The following is an 18,126-nucleotide window of genomic DNA, read 5'->3' as shown; positions in this document are numbered from 1 at the left end:
GTTTTTTTGTCCCGGCAAGATTAACCTTGCGTGTAGACAATGACCTTGGAACCCTGATCACAGGTGCCGACCACTTTACCGCCAGCTTGTGTGCCTTTATCGACGATTTCCAGCGAGTAGTTCGCGATGCCTTTGGCATCGAGCTTCGCTGCAATCTCTGCTTTCAACTCTTCGCACGGCTTGCTGGCTGCAAGGGCTGTTCCCGCAATGCTCAACAAACCCACCGCCAATATGAATTTTTTCATCGCTCGCTTCCCCTGGTCGAATCAAAACGGGGCGTCGACGTTTTTCGCGGACGCGCCCAAGACTGCGGCGCTTTGCCATTCCCTATGGCAATCAGCCAGCGCACAAGTTCAAAAGCCTAGTTGAATCTCAGCTACTGGCAATCCGGAACCCGACTTTGAGTGTTACCTGAAAATGCGCGGCCTTGCCGTCCTTGATATGTCCGCGAGTCTCCGTCACCTCGAACCATTCCAGATACTTCAGGCTTTTGCTGGCCTCGGCCAGCGCGTTGTTGATGGCGTCTTCGATGCTGGTGGGGGAAGAGCCAACCAGCTCGACTTTCTTGTAGGTGTGATGGTCAGTCATGGCGTTCTCCTTAGGGTGTGAATACAGCCTAGCAGCGATTTTTCGTATTACTTCTGTCGGTTATTGCCTCGGGAAGGTTCAGATTTACTGCACTTTCCCGAACCCCTGGAGTCCCAACCTTCACACGTCACTCATCATCAATGCAGGAGAGCCAGCCATGGCCACCACTTCTTTACGTAAAGCCTCATTGCAAAGCATGGAAGCCGAGATCGAGAGTCTGCTCAAGTCGCTGGAAAGCCTTAAAGATGACACCTCGGACGAGTCGCGTAGAACCCTCAAAGCGCTGAAAAGCAACGCCGAAAACGCGCTGAGACACTCGCGCCATCTGCTCAGCGATGCTTATGAGGATGTCAAAGTCAAAACCCGTGAAACCGGGATTGCCACTCGCGATTACGCCCAGGAACACCCTTGGACCACCGCCGGTGTCGCGGTCGGTGCCCTGGGATTGTTGGCGGCTTATCTGCTGTTCAAACGCGGGGATTAACTCGTTTGGCGCAGCTCATGTTTGAGCCACTGCGCCAACTGCCGAGCGCGCCCGTCCGCGGCGCGCTTGGGTAGCCACAACGCCAGTTGCGCCGGGGTTTCACAAAAACCCCAAGGCGCAACCAGGCGACCGGCGCGCAAGTCCTCAGTCACCAGCGGTTCAGGGGCAATGGCCACCCCAAGCCCGGCCACCGCGGCTTCCAGCAAATAATACAAATGCTCGAAACCCTGACCGTACTTCAATGCGCCGGCAGAGATGGCGCTTTGCCGTGCCCAGCTGGGCCAAGCCTGCGGACGGGAAGTGGTGTGCAATAACGCCTCGCTCAACAACGCCTCGGCCGGTGCCTCGCGCAACCGCTCATAACCGGCGAAACGCGGGCTCATGACCGGGCCGATGCGCTCGCTGGCCAGTTCATACACCTGCATGTCCGCCGGCCACGGTGGCTCGGCGAACACCAGCAAGGCGTCCAGCCCCGGTCGCCGAGGATCAAGATCGCCCTCACCGGCCGACAGGTGCAGGCGCAGGTCCGGCAAATCGGCATTCAAGCGCCCCAAGCGCGGGATAAACCAGCGCGCCAGCAAGCTGCCTGAACAGCCGAGCACGAACGGTGCGTCAGCCGTGCTTTGCGTCAGTTCGGCGCACACTGTGCGCAATCGCTCGAAGGCTTCAGTACTGGCATCACGTAGTCGTATGCCGGAATCTGTGAGTTTAAGGCCGCGCCCGTCCTTGATGAAAAGGCTCACGCCCAGGTGTTCTTCCAGCACTTTCAACTGCCGGCTAACCGCACCATGGGTCACATGCAGTTGTTCAGCCGCCTGGCTAACACTGTTCAGCCGGGCCGTGGCTTCGAAGGCGCGCAATGCATTCAGCGGGGGGAGGTCATGGCTCATTTGATCTGTGAGTTTTCCTGACAGGTTATGGCGATCTTATCGGTTTTCAGGCGCGTACGTCAGGGGTAGAGTGAACGCCATTGCCTTTCCATGAATTCAGCTGGAGCGCCCCATGACCCAGACTACGACCCCATCCAATCTGCGCAACGGCCCCGATGCCAACGGTCTGTTTGGCGCGTTCGGCGGCCGTTACGTAGCCGAAACCCTGATGCCGTTGATCCTCGACCTGGCCCGTGAATACGAAGCGGCCAAGGAAGATCCGGCCTTTCTCAAGGAATTGGCCTACTTCCAGCGCGACTATGTCGGTCGTCCAAGCCCGCTGTATTACGCCGAGCGTCTGACCGAGTTCTGCGGCGGCGCGAAGATCTACCTCAAGCGTGAAGAGCTGAACCACACCGGCGCGCACAAGATCAACAACTGCATCGGCCAGATCCTGCTGGCGCGGCGCATGGGCAAGAAACGCATCATCGCCGAGACTGGCGCCGGCATGCACGGCGTGGCGACTGCCACCGTGGCTGCGCGTTTCGGCCTTGATTGCGTGATCTACATGGGCACCACCGACATCGAGCGCCAGCAAGCCAACGTATTCCGCATGAAACTGCTGGGCGCTGAAGTGATTCCAGTAGTCGCCGGCACCGGCACCCTGAAAGACGCGATGAACGAAGCCCTGCGTGACTGGGTGACAAACGTTGACAGCACTTTCTACCTGATTGGCACTGTGGCCGGTCCACACCCTTATCCTGCTATGGTTCGCGACTTCCAGGCGGTGATCGGCAAGGAAACCCGCGACCAACTGCAAGCTCAGGAAGGCCGTCTGCCGGACAGCCTGGTGGCGTGCATCGGTGGCGGTTCCAACGCCATGGGCTTGTTCCACCCATTCCTCGATGACACCAGCGTGCAGATCATCGGCGTTGAAGCCGCCGGTCACGGCATCGAAACCGGCAAACACGCCGCCAGCCTCAATGGCGGCGAGCCGGGCGTGCTGCACGGCAACCGGACCTTCCTGCTGCAGGACGACGACGGCCAGATCATCGACGCCCACTCGATTTCCGCCGGCCTCGACTACCCTGGCATCGGCCCTGAGCACGCCTGGTTGCATGACATCGGTCGCGTCGAATACACCTCGGTCACCGACCACGAAGCGCTCGATGCATTCCACAAATGCTGCCGCCTGGAAGGCATCATCCCGGCGCTGGAAAGTGCCCACGCCCTGGCCGAAGTGTTCAAACGCGCGCCGACCCTGCCCAAAGATCACCTGATGGTGGTCAACCTGTCCGGTCGTGGCGACAAAGACATGCAAACCGTGATGCACCACATGGAACAGTCCCAGCAGGAGAAACACTGATGAGCCGCCTGCAAACGCGTTTTGCCGAACTCAAAGAACAGAACCGCGCCGCCCTGGTGACCTTCGTCACTGCCGGCGACCCGAGCTATGACACCTCGCTGGCGATCCTCAAAGGTTTGCCGGCAGCTGGCGCCGATGTGATCGAGCTGGGCATGCCCTTCACCGACCCGATGGCCGATGGCCCGGCGATTCAGCTGGCCAACATCCGCGCCCTGGGTGCCAAGCAGAACCTGGCAAAAACCCTGCAAATGGTTCGCGAGTTCCGCGCCGGCAATAGCGACACTCCGCTGGTGCTGATGGGCTACTTCAACCCGATCCACCATTACGGCGTACCGCGCTTCATCGCTGAAGCCAAAGAAGCAGGCGTCGATGGCCTGATCGTGGTCGACCTGCCGCCGGAACATAACAGCGAACTTTGCGACCCGGCCCAGGCCGCGGGCCTGGACTTCATCCGCCTGACCACGCCGACCACCGATGATGCGCGTCTGCCAACCGTCCTCAACGGCAGCTCGGGTTTCGTCTACTACGTGTCGGTAGCCGGTGTGACCGGTGCCGGTGCGGCGACCCTGGAACACGTCGAAGAAGCCGTTGCACGGTTGCGTCGTCATACCGACCTGCCGATCAGCATTGGTTTCGGCATCCGCACTCCGGAGCAAGCGGCGGCCATCGCTCGCCTGGCCGACGGTGTGGTGGTGGGTTCGGCGCTGATCGACCATATCGCCAATGCCACAACGTCCGAGCAGGCCGTGGATGGCGTGCTGAGCTTGTGCGCGGCGCTGGCTGAAGGGGTGCGTGGTGCTCGCGTTGGCTAAGTAAGCGGCGCTGTATAAAAAAGGGGTTTGGACCGAGTGTCTGAACCCCTTTTTTTTTCGTTTCGATTTTTGCGTTAGTCGGGCTCGCGATGAACGATAACGCGGTCACCCAGACAAACCCCGCCCGTCAGTGCACCGGGTTTTCCAGGTCCAGCGCCCGGTTCACCAGCAACTGACCCAACTCGACCATCTGCTGGATCGCCAACGCCACATGGCGGCGCGAACCTTCGAGGTCAAAAGCCAGATCACTGGCCATGACACTGGCCGAGGTCAAGGTCTCGTAGGCGTTGGCCAGCAGGGTTTCGTTGCTGGCGTCGGGGGAAACGCTGAAGAGGGCGCTTGGGCGGGAGTCGGCGAAGCGCGGGGTGTCGGGTTTAGGGCCCAGGTGATGATCAAGGGCGCGTTCGGCGGCTTCATTGAGCCTGGTTGGGTCGAGGGCGTCGTAAGGGGAAATTTCAGAGGTTGCGGGGGGATTGGGTGTTGGTTTGAACATGATCTAACCTCGTTTGTTTTTGGAGGCTGACCCAACTCGCTTGCACGCGATTGAAGGTGGCAGCCATGTGCGGGGTGCAAGACCAGGTAAACAAACCCAAAAACCCCGGCAGACCCAAAGGTCTCCCGCACACAGCCGCCATAAAGCATAAAACAGCGAGCATAAAAAAACGCCCGTTGAATAGCTAAAGGCTTTTGCTAAGTTGTTGTTTTACCCGGACTTGCACGTCCGTGTCACCGATTTTGCGGTGACGAACGCAGATTAGTGCCCGACCCAAGGCTCAACAAGTTCACCGATGCCGCTACAAGTTGAAGGAAATTTCCGAGAGCAAACCACCCACCCGTAGCAGCTGCCGAAGGCTGCGTTCGAGGGCGAAGCCCTCGCAAATGGGGGCTAATACGACTCCTAAGGCAATGCGCGGTAGAAAGTTTTACGACCGCTGCGCGGCCCAACGCAGCCTTCGGCAGCTGCTACGGAGGATGTGCCTCAAAAAATCGACACATCCAACGGCCTCACCGCGCCCATCCAGATCGCATGCTCGGTATGGTCGACCAGATCATCCCCGGTATCGGGGTGCACAAACACCACCAGGCCTTTGCGATTGAGCGCCAGCCACGGCACGACGACGCCGAACTGTTCGGGCTCGAAGGCCAGCTGGCAGCTCCAGTCCGGATGCGGGCCCACTGGCCGTTCATGCACACGTCCCATCTTCAGCGGGAACAAGTGAGCCGCCTGTTCGCACAAGGCCCGGGCCTGGTCGATGGTGCTGGCGTCGAAATAGACGTGGGCGTGGTAGCCCTTGATCCGTTGCATCTGAAACCCTCGCGACTATGTCGAACCCTTCCGGCTACCTATAGGTCAAAATTAATACATGCAGTAAATAAGGAAATCCAGCCATGAAAAACGCCGAAACGCCGGTGGTCAAACTGGTGCTCTATGGTGCCATGAGTAGCCTTGGCAGTGCGCTGATGGCTGAGATGCTGCGGCGCCAACATGAAGTCATCGCGATTCTCGATGACCTGACGGCACTGGCGCCGCGTCCGGGTTTGCGCACCAAAAGCGGAAACCTGTTCGATGCCGAACGGGTCAAGCAAAGCGTTGCCGGCTGCTCCGCGGTGATCTGCCTGCTGGATGCGCCGGGGCTGCCGATGAACCATGAGCATGTGGAAAAAGCCCTGGTGCCCGGGCCGGTCGAGCAAGTCCGTGCCGTTGACGCGTTGATTGCCGGCATGCAGGCGATGGGTATCCACAGGCTGTTTCTAGTGGGCGACTTTTCCGTGCTCGATGACCCCGAGGTGGAGGACCGTCTGCAACTTCACGCCGCCGAAGAAATCCTCGACGCCCTGCAAACCAGCACCTTGCACTGGACCCTGGTCAACGCGCCGCAGAGCATTGCCGGGCTGACCATCGAACATTTCAGCCAGGTCAGCAGTAGCCTTGAGCCGGGTCTGGCCGAGGTGCTTGAGCGGCTCAATCGCGTCGCGATCGGGATTGCCGACGAACTGCGGCTGAACCTGCACATCGGCCAACACGTGACCTTCGTCGCGACGGACCCTACACCGCAATAGAGGGTAGAGGGACCCCCGTCAGCGATTCAGCACTGCTGGCCTGCTCGGCCATCAGCCAGTCGACGAATTGCTGGATCAGCGGTCCGCGGCGTTTGCGCTGGGGCAAGACGACGTAATAGCCGAAGCTGGAGATCGCCGTTTCGGCGATCGGCCGACAGAGCCAGCCCTGCTCCAACAAGTTATCCACAAGGTGCCGCCAGCCGATGGCCACGCCCTGGCCGGCAATCGCCGCTTGAATCAACAGCGTGTAGTTGTCGAAGCGCAAGGGCCCCGGAGCGGGCGCGGAAGCAATGCCCAGCTGGCGAAATACTCCCGTCCAGTCGAACCAGTGGCTGCTGTTTTCTCCGCGCAAGTGCAGCAAGGGAAACTCCAGCAGCGAATGAGCCGGCAAGGGCGTCGGACGATCCTTCAACAGTTGCGGGCTGCACACCGGGAACACTTCTTCGCTGAACAGCCAGTGGCTTTCACCCTGTTTGAAGCGGCCATCACCGAACCACACGGCAACGTCGATATCGGGGCGCAGCATGTTGTGGTTGCGCTCGCTGGTGACCAGGCTGACATCGACCTGTGGGTTCGCTGCGTGAAAGCGGTGCAGGCGCGGCATCAGCCAGTAAGCCGCAAAGGCGAAGTCGGTGGCGACCTGTAACACCTCATGCTGATGCTGAGTGCTGATCGCGATCAACCCGGCATCCATGCTCTGCAATCCAGCCTGCACCTGTTCGAACAGAATCATCCCGGCTTCGGTCAGTTCGATACCGCGATAAATCCGGTCGAACAAGCGCGTGCCAAGCTGCTCCTCGAGCCGTTTGATCTGCTGGCTGACGGCCGGCTGGGTGGTCCCGAGTTCCACCGCCGCCGCAGTAAAGCTGCGGTGGCGGCCGGCGGCTTCGAAGGCGCGGAACAGGTCCAGGGATAAATCACCAAGAGCGTCATACATAAGCTGTGCTTATCCTAGTCATTGCCGTGCATGGGCTTTACCACCCGCTTCGTGGGCTCCATTCTCGATCACAGCACTTTCGCATAAATATTCACTATGGAATGCCGCGATCCCATGAAGCGCAAGAACATTCTTTTTATCATGGCCGATCAAATGGCCGCGCCAATGTTGCCTTTCTACGGTCCATCGCCCATCAAATTGCCCAACCTGAGCCGCCTGGCTGCCCAAGGCGTGGTGTTCGATGCCGCCTACTGCAACAGCCCGCTCTGTGCACCTTCGCGCTTTACCCTGGTCAGTGGGCAGTTACCCAGCAAGATCGGCGCCTACGACAACGCCGCCGATTTTCCCGCCGACGTACCGACTTATGCCCACTACCTGCGCCGTCTCGGCTACCGCACGGCACTGTCGGGCAAGATGCACTTTTGCGGCCCGGATCAGTTGCACGGTTATGAAGAACGCCTGACCAGCGACATCTATCCGGCCGATTACGGCTGGTCGGTGAACTGGGACGAGCCGGACGTGCGCCCAACCTGGTACCACAACATGTCCTCGGTGTTGCAGGCCGGGCCGTGTGTGCGCACCAACCAGCTGGATTTCGATGAAGAGGTGGTGTTCAAGGCCCGGCAGTACCTGTTCGACCACATCCGCGAAGAGGGCGATCAGCCGTTCTGCCTGACGGTGTCGATGACCCACCCCCACGACCCGTACACCATTCCCAAAGCGTTCTGGGACCTGTACCGCGACGAAGATATCCCGCTGCCGGAAACACCCGCACAGACCGGGCTCGATCCGCATTCCCAGCGGTTACTCAAGGTCTACGACTTGTGGGGCAAGCCGCTGCCTGTGGATAAAATCCGCGATGCGCGCCGCGCCTACTTCGGCGCCTGTAGCTATATTGACAGTAACGTCGGCAAACTCCTGCAAACACTCGAGGATACCGGGCTGATCGACGACACCATTATTGTCTTCTCCGGCGACCACGGCGACATGCTCGGCGAACGCGGGCTCTGGTACAAAATGCACTGGTTCGAAATGGCCGCCCGCGTGCCGCTGCTGATCAGCGCGCCAGGGCAGTTCGGCGCAGGCCGTGTCAGCGCCGCAGTCTCCACCGCGGACCTGTTGCCAACCTTCGTGGAACTGGCCGGCGGCAAACTCGAACCGGGCTTGCCCCTGGACGGTCGCTCGCTGGTCCCGCACCTGCAAGGGCAGGGCGGTCACGACGAAGTCTTTGGCGAATACATGGCCGAAGGCACCATCAGCCCGCTGATGATGATTCGCCGTGGCAACTACAAATTCATCTATAGCGAAGACGATCCGTGCCTGCTCTTCGACGTACATAACGACCCGCGTGAACAGGAAGAACTCAGCCACTCGCCGCAGCATCGGCGGCTGTTCGATGACTTCCTGGCCGAAGCCCGGGCGAAATGGGATATCCCGGCAATCCACCAACAGGTGCTCGCCAGCCAGCGGCGTCGGCGCTTTGTCGCCGAGTCGCTGACCATCGGCAAGCTGAAGAGCTGGGATCACCAGCCGCTGGTCGACGCCAGTCAGCAGTACATGCGTAACCACATCGACCTCGACGATCTGGAGCGCAAAGCACGTTATCCACAACCCTGCCAAAACCAATAATGTAAGGGGAAGAACATGCAAAGGTTATCCACAGCACTGACCGCAGGGCTATTGGCGCTGAGCAGCGTGTCGGCCTATGCCGAGCAAAGCTGCAACACCGTGAAAATGGCGGACCCGGGCTGGAGCGACATTGCCGCGACCAATGCCGTCACCGGTTTTCTGTTGGACGGCATGGGTTACAAGGCCAAGATCGATACCTTGGCGGTGCCGATTACCTTTGGCGGGCTCAAGGACGGCCAGGTGGATGTCTTCCTTGGCAACTGGATGCCGGCACAGCAGGGCTTCTATGACAAGTTCGTGGCCAACGGTGATGTCACCCAACTGGCGAAGAACCTCGACGGCACCGAATTCACTCTGGCGGTGCCGGACTATGTCTGGGACGCGGGTGTGCGTAACTTTTCCGACTTGAACAAATACGCTGACAAGTTCGATAAAAAGATCTTTGGCATCGGCTCTGGCGCGCCGGCAAACATCTCGTTGCAGAACATCATCAAGAAAAACGACTTCGAACTGGGCCAGTGGAAACTGATCGAGTCCAGCGAACAGGCGATGCTGGCTGAAGTGTCCCGGGCGGTGAAGAAACAGAAGTTCGTGACCTTCCTCGGCTGGACTCCACACCCCATGAACGTGCAATTGAAAATGCACTATCTGAAAGGCGGCGAGAAATATTTCGGCGACACCGGCAGCGTCTATACCCTGACCCGCAAAGGTTATGCACAGGCCTGCCCGAACATCGGCAAGCTGCTGACCAACCTGAGTTTCACCCAGGACATGGAAAACAGCATCATGGCCGAGGTGGTTAACAAGAAAGTCAGCAACGCCGACGCCGCCAAAGCCTGGATCAAAGCCAACCCGGCGGTGCTGGACAGGTGGCTGGATGGGGTGAAGACGGTGGATGGCAAGGATGCTTTGGCGGCGGTGAAGGCGAAGCTTTGAGGTGAGTCTTTGTGAGGGGTGGATGTAAAAGACACGCCACAGTCTCGAGAACTCAACCTTGCACCCATCCCCCTGAAACCCCACCCTTACGCTTTTCCCACATCCCGACCGAGAGGACCCATGGCCTGGCCCAATCGCCATAAACTCTTCCCCTTCCTGAGCTGGCTGCCCCGGCAAACCCGCGCCAGCGTCGGCCGCGATCTGATCGTCGGCTTGAGCGGGGCGATTCTGGCGTTGCCGCAGTCCATCGCCTACGCGCTGATTGCCGGCCTGCCGCCCGAGTACGGTTTGTATGCGGCGATTGTTCCAGTGCTGATTGCCTGCCTTTGGGGCTCATCCTGGCACCTGATCTGTGGCCCGACAGCGGCGATTTCGATTGTGCTGTATGCCAGCGTCAGCCCGTTGGCCGTGCCCGGCTCCCAGGACTACATCACGCTGATCCTGCTTTTGACCTTCCTCGCCGGGGTTTTCCAGTGGTTGTTGGGCATGCTGCGCTTCGGCGCGCTGGTGAATTTCGTCTCTCACTCAGTGGTGCTGGGCTTCACCCTTGGCGCCGCGGTGGTGATCGCCCTTGGGCAATTGCCCAATCTGCTGGGGCTGGATCTGCCGAGCCAGGCGACCGCCCTGAACAGTTTGCTATCGCTGATCAACCATATCGGCGCGCTGGATAAACCTTCGCTGGCCTTGGGTCTTGGCACTCTGGTGCTCGGCATCATTCTCAAACTCCTGCTGCCACGCTGGCCAACCTTGTTGATTACCTTGACGCTGAGCGGCCTGCTGGTCTGGCTGTGGCCGACGATGTTCGGCCATGTGAAGCTGGTCAGTTCATTCATTGGCAAGCTGCCACCCTTCAGCCCGCTGCCACTGGATCTGGAACTGGTGCTGCGCCTGCTGCCCAGCGCGGTAGCGGTGGGGATGCTCGGGCTGGTCACCAGCCTGTCGATTGCCCGCTCGTTATCGGCACGTTCGCAGCAACTACTCGACGCTAACCAGGAAATTCGCGCCCAAGGGCTGTCGAATACTGTCGGCAGTTTTTTCTCGGGCTCATTGTCGGCCGGCTCTTTTACCCGCTCTGGTCTCAGCTATGAAGCCGGGGCCTGCTCGCCGTTGACCGGGGTTTTTTCGGCACTATGGGTGGCGCTATTTGCCGTGACCGGCGCGAAGCTGATCGCCCACATCCCGATCCCGGCGATGGCTGGCAGTATTCTGCTGATCTGTTGGGGGCTGGTTGACCATCGCGGTATCCGGTCGTTGTTCCGGGTCAGCCGCTCCGAGTTCGCGGTCATGGCGCTGACTTGCGTCGCCACCCTGCTGCTGGAACTACAAACGGCGATCTACGCCGGGGTGCTCGCATCGCTGTTCTTCTACCTCAAACGCACCTCACAACCGCGAGTACACCAGTGGCGCGACGGTGATGAAGACATTCTGCGGGTCGGCGGCTCGATCTTCTTCGGCGCCAGCCATTACCTGCAAGTGCGTTTGCAACGCATGCACGGTGAACGGGTAGTGATCGATGCGCAGCAGATCAACTTCATCGACTATTCCGGAGTGGAAATGCTCCATCAGGAAGCGCGGCGGCTGTTGCAGCAGAATCGCAGCCTGACGCTGCGCCGGGCACGGCCGCAGGTGGTGGAAGAGTTGAGGAAGCTCGAAGGGGCGCAGAAGTGCCCGATTCGGTTTGAAGATTAACCGAGGCGCGGCCGAAAAGATCGCAGCCTGCGGCAGCTCCTACACCGACCGCATTTACGACACAAATTCCGTAGGAGCTGCCGCAGGCTGCGATCTTTTTGCGGCCAGCTCGTATTACAACGCCAGCTGTCTACGCAATTCCGCCAGCACCGGCGCAGTATCCGGCCGCACGCCGCGCCACAGGTAAAAGGCTTCGGCGGCCTGTTCCGCGAGCATCCCCAGACCGTCCATTGCCACCGAGGCGCCGTGTTCACTGGCCCAGCGGCAGAAGGCGGTCGGTTCCTTGCTGTACATCATGTCGTAGCACAGGGTCTTGCCCGGTTCGATCAGGCTGCTGGCAATCGGCGGTACATCGCCTGTCAGGCTTGCCGACGTCGCATTGATGATCAGATCCACCGGCTCTTGCAGCCAGTCGAAGCTGCTGGCGGACACCGGACCTAGATCGTCAAACAGCTCAGCCAGCAACTCAGCCTTTTCCAACGTACGGTTGGCGATGATCACCGACGACGGTTGCTCGGCCAGTAATGGCTCCAGCGCACCGCGCACCGCGCCGCCGGCACCCAGCAGCAGAATGCGTTTGCCCTTGAGGCTGAACCCGGCATTGACCGTCAGATCCCGCACCAGCCCGGCGCCATCGGTGTTATCCCCCAGCAGGCTGCCATCCGCGAGTTTGCTCAAGGTGTTGACCGCCCCGGCCCGCTTCGCCCGGGCCGTCAGGCTGTCGGCGAGGCGATAGGCGTCTTCCTTGAAGGGTACCGTGACGTTGGCGCCACGGCCCTCGAGAAAAAATGCCCTGGCGCAGCCGGAAAAATCGTCGAGCGGCGCCAGCAAGGTGCTGTAATCCAGTTTTTGAGCGGTCTGCTCGGCAAACAGGCGATGGATCAGCGGCGATTTACTGTGGCTGATCGGGTTACCGAATACGACGTAACGGTCCATCAACATTCCTCATTCATGCAGGAGCTGCCGAAGGCTGCGATCTGTTGATCTGAATTGGCACAACTCCTTGAACAGATCGCAGGCTCCTACAGGGATTAAGCCAACCAATCGCGATCTTGCAGAAAGTATTCGGTCAACCGCGCTTCTTCGCTGCCCGGCTCGGCTTTCCAGTCGTAGCTCCAGCGCACTTGCGGCGGCAGCGACATCAGAATCGATTCGGTACGCCCGCCTGATTGCAGGCCGAATAGTGTGCCACGGTCATAAACCAGGTTGAACTCAACATAGCGACCCCGGCGAAACTCCTGGAATTCCCGTTGTTTCTCGGTGTACGCATCCGCTTTGCGACGCTGGACGATCGGCAGGTAGGCCTCGATATAGGCATCACCGATAGCGCGAATGAACGCAAAGCTGGTGTCGAAGTCCCACTCGTTCAGGTCATCGAAGAACAGGCCGCCAATACCCCGCGGCTCGTTGCGATGCTTGATGTAGAAATAGCTGTCGCACCAGGCTTTGTAGCGCGGGTAAACGTCCGGCCCGAATGGCGCACAGGCTTTTTCGGCGACCCGATGCCAGTGTACGCAGTCTTCTTCGACGCCGTAGTAGGGGGTCAGGTCGAAGCCGCCGCCGAACCACCAGACCGGTTCTTCACCTTCTTTCTCGGCGATGAAAAATCGCACGTTGGCGTGGGACGTCGGCACATGAGGGTTGTGCGGGTGAATCACCAGCGACACGCCGAGGGCTTCAAAACCGCGACCGGCCAATTCTGGGCGATGAGCGCTGGCAGATGGTGGCAAACCGCTACCAAATACGTGGGAAAAGTTGACGCCGCCCTTTTCGATGACCTGAGCGTTCTCGATCACCCGGGTGCGACCGCCACCACCGGCAGGCCGGGTCCAGGCATCTTCGACGAAGCGAGCGCTGCCGTCTTCGGCTTCCAGAGCGGTGCAGATGCGGTCTTGCAGGTCGAGCAGGTAGGCTTTTACGGCCTCGGTGCGGGTAGTCATGGCATCACCTTGAATCGGGCAAAGCTACGCGGCACTTCGAACGGAGCGTGAGGCCGGCGCAAATGGGCGCGTAGCATAACACTGCAACCAGCCCCATCGCAGTTGACGAAGGTCAAGCTTAGGAGTCCGATAGGACCTTTCGCGAAAAGACCCCAAGGAGATTGCAGATGGCCAAGCGTATCCAGTTCCGTGCCCATGGCGGCCCCGAAGTACTTGAATATGTCGATTACCAACCGGCAGCGCCGGGTCCGCAACAGGTTCGCGTCAGTAACAAGGCCATCGGCCTGAACTTCATCGACACTTATTTTCGCAGCGGCCTCTATGCGCCGCCGTCCTTGCCCTCGGGCCTGGGTGCCGAAGGCGCCGGCGTGGTCGAGGCGGTCGGCAGTGAAGTCACTCAATTCAAGGTCGGCGACCGCGTGGCCTATGGCAGCGGTCCGTTGGGCGCCTACAGTGATGTGCATGTGCTGCCGGCGGCCAATCTGGTGCATCTGCCCGACGCCATCAGCTTCGAACAAGCGGCGGGCGTGATGCTTAAAGGCCTGACGGTGCAGTATCTGCTGCGTCAGACCTATGAGCTCAAGGGTGGCGAAACCATTTTGTTCCACGCCGCTGCTGGCGGTGTCGGCTCCCTTGCCTGCCAATGGGCCAAAGCACTGGGGGTGAAGCTGATTGGTACGGTCAGCTCGCCTGAAAAGGCCGCTCTCGCCAAATCCCTTGGCGCGTGGGAGACCATTGATTACAGCAAGGAAAACGTCGCTCAGCGGGTGCTGGAATTGACTGACGGCAAGAAGTGCCCGGTGGTCTACGACGGCGTCGGCAAAGACACCTGGCTCACCTCGCTGGACAGCACGGCACCGCGCGGCCTGGTGGTGAGCTTCGGCAACGCCTCGGGCGCGGTGGACGGGGTGAACCTGGGGATTCTGTCGGCCAAGGGCTCGTTGTACGTGACCCGGCCGACTCTGGCGACTTACGCCAACAACGCCGAGAACCTGCAACGCATGGCCGATGAGTTATTCGGGATGATCATTAGCGGCAAGATAAAGGTGGATATCAACCAGCGTTATCCATTGGCGCAAGCGGCCAAGGCTCAGACCGAGTTATCGGCGCGGAGGACGACCGGGTCGACGATTTTGTTGCCGTAAGGCTGGAGAGCTTTTTGGTGGCGAGGGGGCTTGCCCCCGTTCGGCTGCGAAGCAGTCGTAAACCGGCTGATGGGTTTTACCTGATAAAACACGGTTGCCGGTTTTAGGACCGCTTCGCGCTCCAGCGGGGGGCAAGCCCCCTCGCCACAAGGGTTCACCTCAAGCCGGGCGCACGATTTTCCCGGTCGCCAGATCGCGGATCAGGCTCGGGTTCTTGCGTCCGCCCAGATTGCCGCCCAGTACCAGATCGATCTGCCCGCGGAAATATTGCTCGACGCGAATCCGTGTGCGCGCTGCCGGTCGGCCCTGGGGGTTGGCCGAGGTCGAGACCAACGGGCCGATCAGTGCACATAACTCGCGGACTTGCGGGTGATCACTGACCCGCAAGGCCACGGTGTCATGAACCCCGGTGATCCACTCTGGCAGCATGCCCTGGTGCGGCACCAGCCAGGTATTGGGCCCGGGCCAGGTACTGACCATGCGGTCCATCCAGCTTTGCGGGAAGTCTTCGAAGAGAAAATCGAATTGATGGATGTTGTCTGCGATGAGGATCAGACCTTTATCCACAGACCGTGACTTGATCGCCAACAGGCGATCCACCGCTTCCTCGTTCCATGGGTCGCAACCCAGGCCCCAGACCGCTTCGGTTGGATAGGCAATTACCGCCCCTGCGCGAATTTCTCGTGCGGCTTGTTGCACACGCCACCTACTGACCATTGCTGACTCTCCGGAATAAGGCTAAGGCCAGTTTACCGCTGTTCATTATAAAACCTAACTCATGCGTGCAAACCAGCGCCCGCTTTCGCAGACGGCCCGACCGTCCATCTCCAGCTCCGTCAGCGCCGCCAGGACCTTGGGCAAGGCCCAGCCGCTGGCGCCAGCCAAGGCTTCACTGGTCTGTGGCGCGGCATGCAACAAGCGCAACAAAGAATGATCGGCCTTCGCTGGCGCAGCCACTGCGGCGGGCGGCAGCCTTTGCCAGCCGCGCAAGGCTTCGAGAATATGTTCGATGGTCTCGACCAGTACCGCGCCATCGCGAATCAACTGATGGCAACCGCGGGCGCCGGGATGATGGATGGAACCTGGAATGGCATACACCTCGCGGCCCTGCTCCGCTGCCAGCCGCGCGGTGATCAACGATCCGCTGGCCACACTGGCCTCGACCACCAGCACACCGAGGGACAAACCACTGATGATTCGATTACGCCGAGGGAAGTTACTGGGGTGCGGCCCGGCGTCCAGCGGAAACTCGGAAACCACTGCACTGCCCTGGGCAATCATCGACTCGGCCAGCTGGCGATTGCGCTGTGGATAAAAATTTTCCAGCCCGGTGCCCAGCACGCCGACCGTCTGTCCGCCAATGTCCAGGGCGGCCTGATGCGCGGCGCCGTCGATCCCCAGTGCCAAACCGCTGGTAATCACAAAACCAGCACCGGCAAGGCTGCGGGAAAACGCCGCTGCAGTATCCATTCCAGGGCGCGAAGCCCGACGGCTGCCGACCATCGCCAGCTGAGGTTTTTCCAGAATGCCCGGATCACCCGCCACGAATAACAACGGCGGGGCGTCGTCCAATTCCGCCAGCAGCGCGGGGTAGCCGGGCTGGTCCAGCATCAGTAAATGCTGGCCCGGACGCTCAAGCCAGGCCAATGCATGGCTGGCGCCATCACGGATCTGGGCACTGCGCCGGGCCTCTGCACACGCAGCCGGCAAGCCCAATGCGCGCCAGGCACTGGCCGGCGCGCTGATGGCTGCCGAGGCTGTGCCAAAGGCTTCGAGCAGCTTTTGAAAACGTCGGGGGCCGAGTTCCGGCAGACGATGCAAACGCAAACGGGCTTCCAGTTCCGCAGGCGAAACCTGGGCAATAGCAGACAGCGACATAGATCATCCTTGATCGTTATAAGGCCTGTCGAAGCAGGCATAAGCTGTGGATAAGTCTGTTGGTAACTTGTTGAGAGTTTCCGTTTTTTCTAGGGGTTTCGAACCTTGTCCAGCACCGCCAGAGAGCGCGATGCATTCAGCACCAGGCCATAGCTGAGCTTTTCATAGGTGCGGAACACCATCAGCAACCCGGCGCGCTCATCAGGAATCTTCACTTCGCTGCCGGTTACGCGGTCACGCACCGTTTCTCCGGTTTTCATCACTGCCAGCACATTGCCTTCGGCCAGACCATCACGCCGGCCTTTATTCAGGGTTACCACGTCGAGCACGCCGATCTGCGTCACCCCGCGTGGCACATCGATGATCAAGCCGTTGATCTCGGTTTGTGGCGAACTGGGCATGAAGGTCGAGTTGATCGCCCGTTCTTCGCTGCTGAACAACCGGTCGCCGAGCCGCACCTCTTGAGTGGTGCGTTGCAGGGCCAGCGTGGCGACATCACCTTCGGTGGCAACGATTTCCCCGCCGCCGATATCATCGGCATTGATCCCGAGGAATTCCTTGCTCTGCGGGTCGGTGTAGACCTTGCCCTGACGGAAGATGCCGTAGACCGACGAGTCCGCAGCGAATGTACCGCGAGCGTAGATGCGGTCACCCGTGCCACTGAGCACCCGCTCGGCATCGCCGGCGACGATGTACGGCGCCTTGTCGAAATCCTCGACCTTGTCGACGATGCGGTTACTCAGCAAGAAACTGTTGATCGCTTGCAGCGGAATGCTCGGGATGGCCTCGGCCACTGGTGTGCTGCGGATTCGTGGCGACAGTTTGATGGTGCCACGTGAGGCCCCGCGATTGAGGGTCAGGCGTGGTTGACCATTGACGTAGACCAGCGACAGCGAGTCGCCCGGGTAGATGAGACTGGGGTTTTCGATGTGCGGGTTGACCTGCCAGATTTCCGGCCACTTCCAGGGTTCGCGGAGAAATTTCCCGGAAATGTCCCACAATGTATCGCCCGCCACCACGGTGTAATGCTGTGGAAAACCGTCCCTGAGTTGCACTTGCGCGTGCGCAATACCGACCGAGGCCAACAGCAGCAGGGCGAGTAGTGATTTCCTCATCCAGTGAATCCCTTTATTATGTACGTTCGCGTGAAACGCCAGAGTCCCTGCGGCTCGCTCCCTTCCAGGAGAACGTTTTGCAACGGTAGCCTGACTTGTCCGGCAACCGACCCTGACTTTACCTCACACGTGCAGCAATTACGCTTATGGCCATTTTAGACATCCTCGAATTCCCTGACCCGCGCCTGCGCACTATTGCCAAACCTGTGGCCGTAGTGGACGACGAAGTGCGTCAGTTGGTCGATGACATGTTTGAAACAATGTATGAAGCACCTGGCATCGGCCTGGCTGCGACCCAGGTCGACGTGCACAAACGCATCGTGGTCATGGACCTCTCTGAAGACCGCAGCGAACCACGGGTGTTCATTAACCCCGAGTTTGAAGTCCTGACCGATGAGATGGGCCAGTATCAGGAAGGCTGCCTCTCGGTACCGGGCTTCTACGAAAACGTCGATCGGCCGCAGCGCGTGAAAATCAAGGCGCTGGACCGTGACGGCCAGCCTTATGAGCTAATCGCCGAGGGCCTGCTGGCGGTGTGCATTCAGCATGAATGCGACCACCTCAATGGCAAATTGTTCGTCGATTACCTGTCCACGCTCAAACGTGACCGGATCAAGAAGAAGCTGGAAAAACTGCATCGCCAGCACGCTTGATTCCCTTCTTCCAAAGGCTTGCTG

At 59.9% G+C, this 18,126-nt stretch carries 20 protein-coding genes; 9 read left to right on the top strand and 11 right to left on the bottom strand.

The annotated features are described in order from the left end of the window. Positions 1-20: 20 nt before the first annotated feature. Both AC3IUA_RS00215 and AC3IUA_RS00210 read right to left on the bottom strand, forming a co-directional pair. Positions 21-245: a DUF1161 domain-containing protein gene (locus tag AC3IUA_RS00215; protein ID WP_489358530.1), complete on the bottom strand. Its 225-nt coding sequence runs from the start codon at positions 243-245 to the stop codon at positions 21-23. A 127-nt stretch (positions 246-372) separates the two neighbouring features. After that, positions 373-588 (bottom strand): dodecin, encoded by a 216-nt coding sequence (locus tag AC3IUA_RS00210; RefSeq protein WP_489358529.1) that lies wholly within the window; start codon positions 586-588, stop codon positions 373-375. 157 nt (positions 589-745) lie between these two features. Here AC3IUA_RS00210 and AC3IUA_RS00205 point away from each other — a divergent pair, with 157 nt between their 5' ends. Beyond that, positions 746-1,072, top strand: coding sequence for an ElaB/YgaM/YqjD family protein (locus tag AC3IUA_RS00205; RefSeq protein ID WP_489358528.1), 327 nt, complete (start codon positions 746-748; stop codon positions 1,070-1,072). Here AC3IUA_RS00205 and AC3IUA_RS00200 read toward each other — a convergent pair. Further along, the gene (locus AC3IUA_RS00200) at positions 1,069-1,962 is read right to left on the bottom strand and encodes a LysR family transcriptional regulator (protein WP_489358526.1); all 894 of its coding nucleotides are present in this window, start codon (positions 1,960-1,962) and stop codon (positions 1,069-1,071) included. The two genes, AC3IUA_RS00205 and AC3IUA_RS00200, sit on opposite strands and share 4 nt — an antisense overlap. Positions 1,963-2,074: 112 nt before the next feature. Here AC3IUA_RS00200 and trpB point away from each other — a divergent pair, with 112 nt between their 5' ends. Then, positions 2,075-3,307 carry a tryptophan synthase subunit beta gene (gene trpB / locus AC3IUA_RS00195; protein ID WP_489358525.1) on the top strand — a complete coding sequence of 411 codons (1,233 nt, stop codon included), beginning with the start codon at positions 2,075-2,077 and terminating at the stop codon, positions 3,305-3,307. Beyond that, a complete protein-coding gene (gene trpA, locus AC3IUA_RS00190) occupies positions 3,307-4,119 on the top strand; it encodes a tryptophan synthase subunit alpha (protein ID WP_489358524.1) in 813 nt (270 codons plus the stop codon). Before trpB ends, trpA begins: the two co-directional genes overlap by 1 nt. 127 nt (positions 4,120-4,246) lie before the next feature. Here the strand turns inward: trpA and AC3IUA_RS00185 are convergent, their stop codons facing one another. Together AC3IUA_RS00185 and AC3IUA_RS00180 are read right to left on the bottom strand one after the other, a co-directional pair. Beyond that, on the bottom strand, positions 4,247-4,612 hold the full coding sequence (locus AC3IUA_RS00185; protein WP_489358523.1) for a DUF6124 family protein: 366 nt from the start codon (positions 4,610-4,612) through the stop codon (positions 4,247-4,249). 486 nt (positions 4,613-5,098) lie between these two features. Continuing rightward, complete coding sequence (locus AC3IUA_RS00180) at positions 5,099-5,425, bottom strand: DOPA 4,5-dioxygenase family protein (RefSeq protein WP_489358522.1); 327 nt, start codon at positions 5,423-5,425, stop codon at positions 5,099-5,101. An 83-nt stretch (positions 5,426-5,508) separates the two neighbouring features. On the opposite strand from AC3IUA_RS00180, the gene AC3IUA_RS00175 reads away from it, so the two are divergent. Beyond that, positions 5,509-6,180 carry an NAD(P)-dependent oxidoreductase gene (locus AC3IUA_RS00175; protein WP_489358521.1) on the top strand — a complete coding sequence of 224 codons (672 nt, stop codon included), beginning with the start codon at positions 5,509-5,511 and terminating at the stop codon, positions 6,178-6,180. Here AC3IUA_RS00175 and AC3IUA_RS00170 read toward each other — a convergent pair. Beyond that, positions 6,167-7,117: a choline sulfate utilization transcriptional regulator gene (locus tag AC3IUA_RS00170; RefSeq protein ID WP_489358520.1), complete on the bottom strand. Its 951-nt coding sequence runs from the start codon at positions 7,115-7,117 to the stop codon at positions 6,167-6,169. The genes AC3IUA_RS00175 and AC3IUA_RS00170 overlap by 14 nt on opposite strands. A 114-nt stretch (positions 7,118-7,231) precedes the next feature. On the opposite strand from AC3IUA_RS00170, the gene betC reads away from it, so the two are divergent. The 3 genes from betC to AC3IUA_RS00155 all read left to right on the top strand — a co-directional run bounded on the left by betC (position 7,232) and on the right by AC3IUA_RS00155 (position 11,371). Continuing rightward, positions 7,232-8,746 carry a choline-sulfatase gene (betC, locus tag AC3IUA_RS00165; protein WP_489358519.1) on the top strand — a complete coding sequence of 505 codons (1,515 nt, stop codon included), beginning with the start codon at positions 7,232-7,234 and terminating at the stop codon, positions 8,744-8,746. Positions 8,747-8,761: 15 nt separating this feature from the next. Next, the gene (choX, locus tag AC3IUA_RS00160) at positions 8,762-9,682 is read left to right on the top strand and encodes a choline ABC transporter substrate-binding protein (RefSeq protein WP_489358518.1); all 921 of its coding nucleotides are present in this window, start codon (positions 8,762-8,764) and stop codon (positions 9,680-9,682) included. A gap of 120 nt (positions 9,683-9,802) precedes the next feature. Then, a complete protein-coding gene (locus AC3IUA_RS00155; RefSeq protein ID WP_489358517.1) occupies positions 9,803-11,371 on the top strand; it encodes a SulP family inorganic anion transporter in 1,569 nt (522 codons plus the stop codon). Positions 11,372-11,485: 114 nt separating this feature from the next. Here the strand turns inward: AC3IUA_RS00155 and aroE are convergent, their stop codons facing one another. After that, the gene (gene aroE / locus AC3IUA_RS00150) at positions 11,486-12,307 is read right to left on the bottom strand and encodes a shikimate dehydrogenase (RefSeq protein ID WP_489358516.1); all 822 of its coding nucleotides are present in this window, start codon (positions 12,305-12,307) and stop codon (positions 11,486-11,488) included. Positions 12,308-12,402: 95 nt separating this feature from the next. Further along, positions 12,403-13,311, bottom strand: coding sequence for an oxygen-dependent coproporphyrinogen oxidase (gene hemF / locus AC3IUA_RS00145; RefSeq protein WP_489358515.1), 909 nt, complete (start codon positions 13,309-13,311; stop codon positions 12,403-12,405). 167 nt (positions 13,312-13,478) lie between these two features. Here hemF and AC3IUA_RS00140 point away from each other — a divergent pair, with 167 nt between their 5' ends. Then, positions 13,479-14,456, top strand: a complete 978-nt coding sequence (locus tag AC3IUA_RS00140) for an NADPH:quinone reductase (RefSeq protein ID WP_489358514.1) — start codon at positions 13,479-13,481, stop codon at positions 14,454-14,456. Positions 14,457-14,615: 159 nt separating this feature from the next. Here the strand turns inward: AC3IUA_RS00140 and tsaC are convergent, their stop codons facing one another. The 3 genes from tsaC to AC3IUA_RS00125 all read right to left on the bottom strand — a co-directional run bounded on the left by tsaC (position 14,616) and on the right by AC3IUA_RS00125 (position 17,449). Further along, positions 14,616-15,173, bottom strand: coding sequence for an L-threonylcarbamoyladenylate synthase type 1 TsaC (gene tsaC, locus AC3IUA_RS00135; protein WP_489358513.1), 558 nt, complete (start codon positions 15,171-15,173; stop codon positions 14,616-14,618). 54 nt (positions 15,174-15,227) lie between these two features. Continuing rightward, complete coding sequence (dprA, locus tag AC3IUA_RS00130) at positions 15,228-16,334, bottom strand: DNA-processing protein DprA (RefSeq protein ID WP_489358512.1); 1,107 nt, start codon at positions 16,332-16,334, stop codon at positions 15,228-15,230. An 89-nt stretch (positions 16,335-16,423) separates the two neighbouring features. After that, positions 16,424-17,449: a LysM peptidoglycan-binding domain-containing protein gene (locus tag AC3IUA_RS00125; RefSeq protein WP_489358511.1), complete on the bottom strand. Its 1,026-nt coding sequence runs from the start codon at positions 17,447-17,449 to the stop codon at positions 16,424-16,426. Between the two features lie 146 nt (positions 17,450-17,595). Here AC3IUA_RS00125 and def point away from each other — a divergent pair, with 146 nt between their 5' ends. Next, the gene (gene def / locus AC3IUA_RS00120) at positions 17,596-18,102 is read left to right on the top strand and encodes a peptide deformylase (RefSeq protein ID WP_489358510.1); all 507 of its coding nucleotides are present in this window, start codon (positions 17,596-17,598) and stop codon (positions 18,100-18,102) included. The last annotated feature ends 24 nt before the right edge of the window (positions 18,103-18,126 follow it).

The organism is Pseudomonas sp. KH_050 (assembly GCF_057838875.1).
The sequence above is the reverse complement of the archived record's forward strand: the minus strand, read 5'-3'. Positions and strand labels throughout refer to the sequence as shown.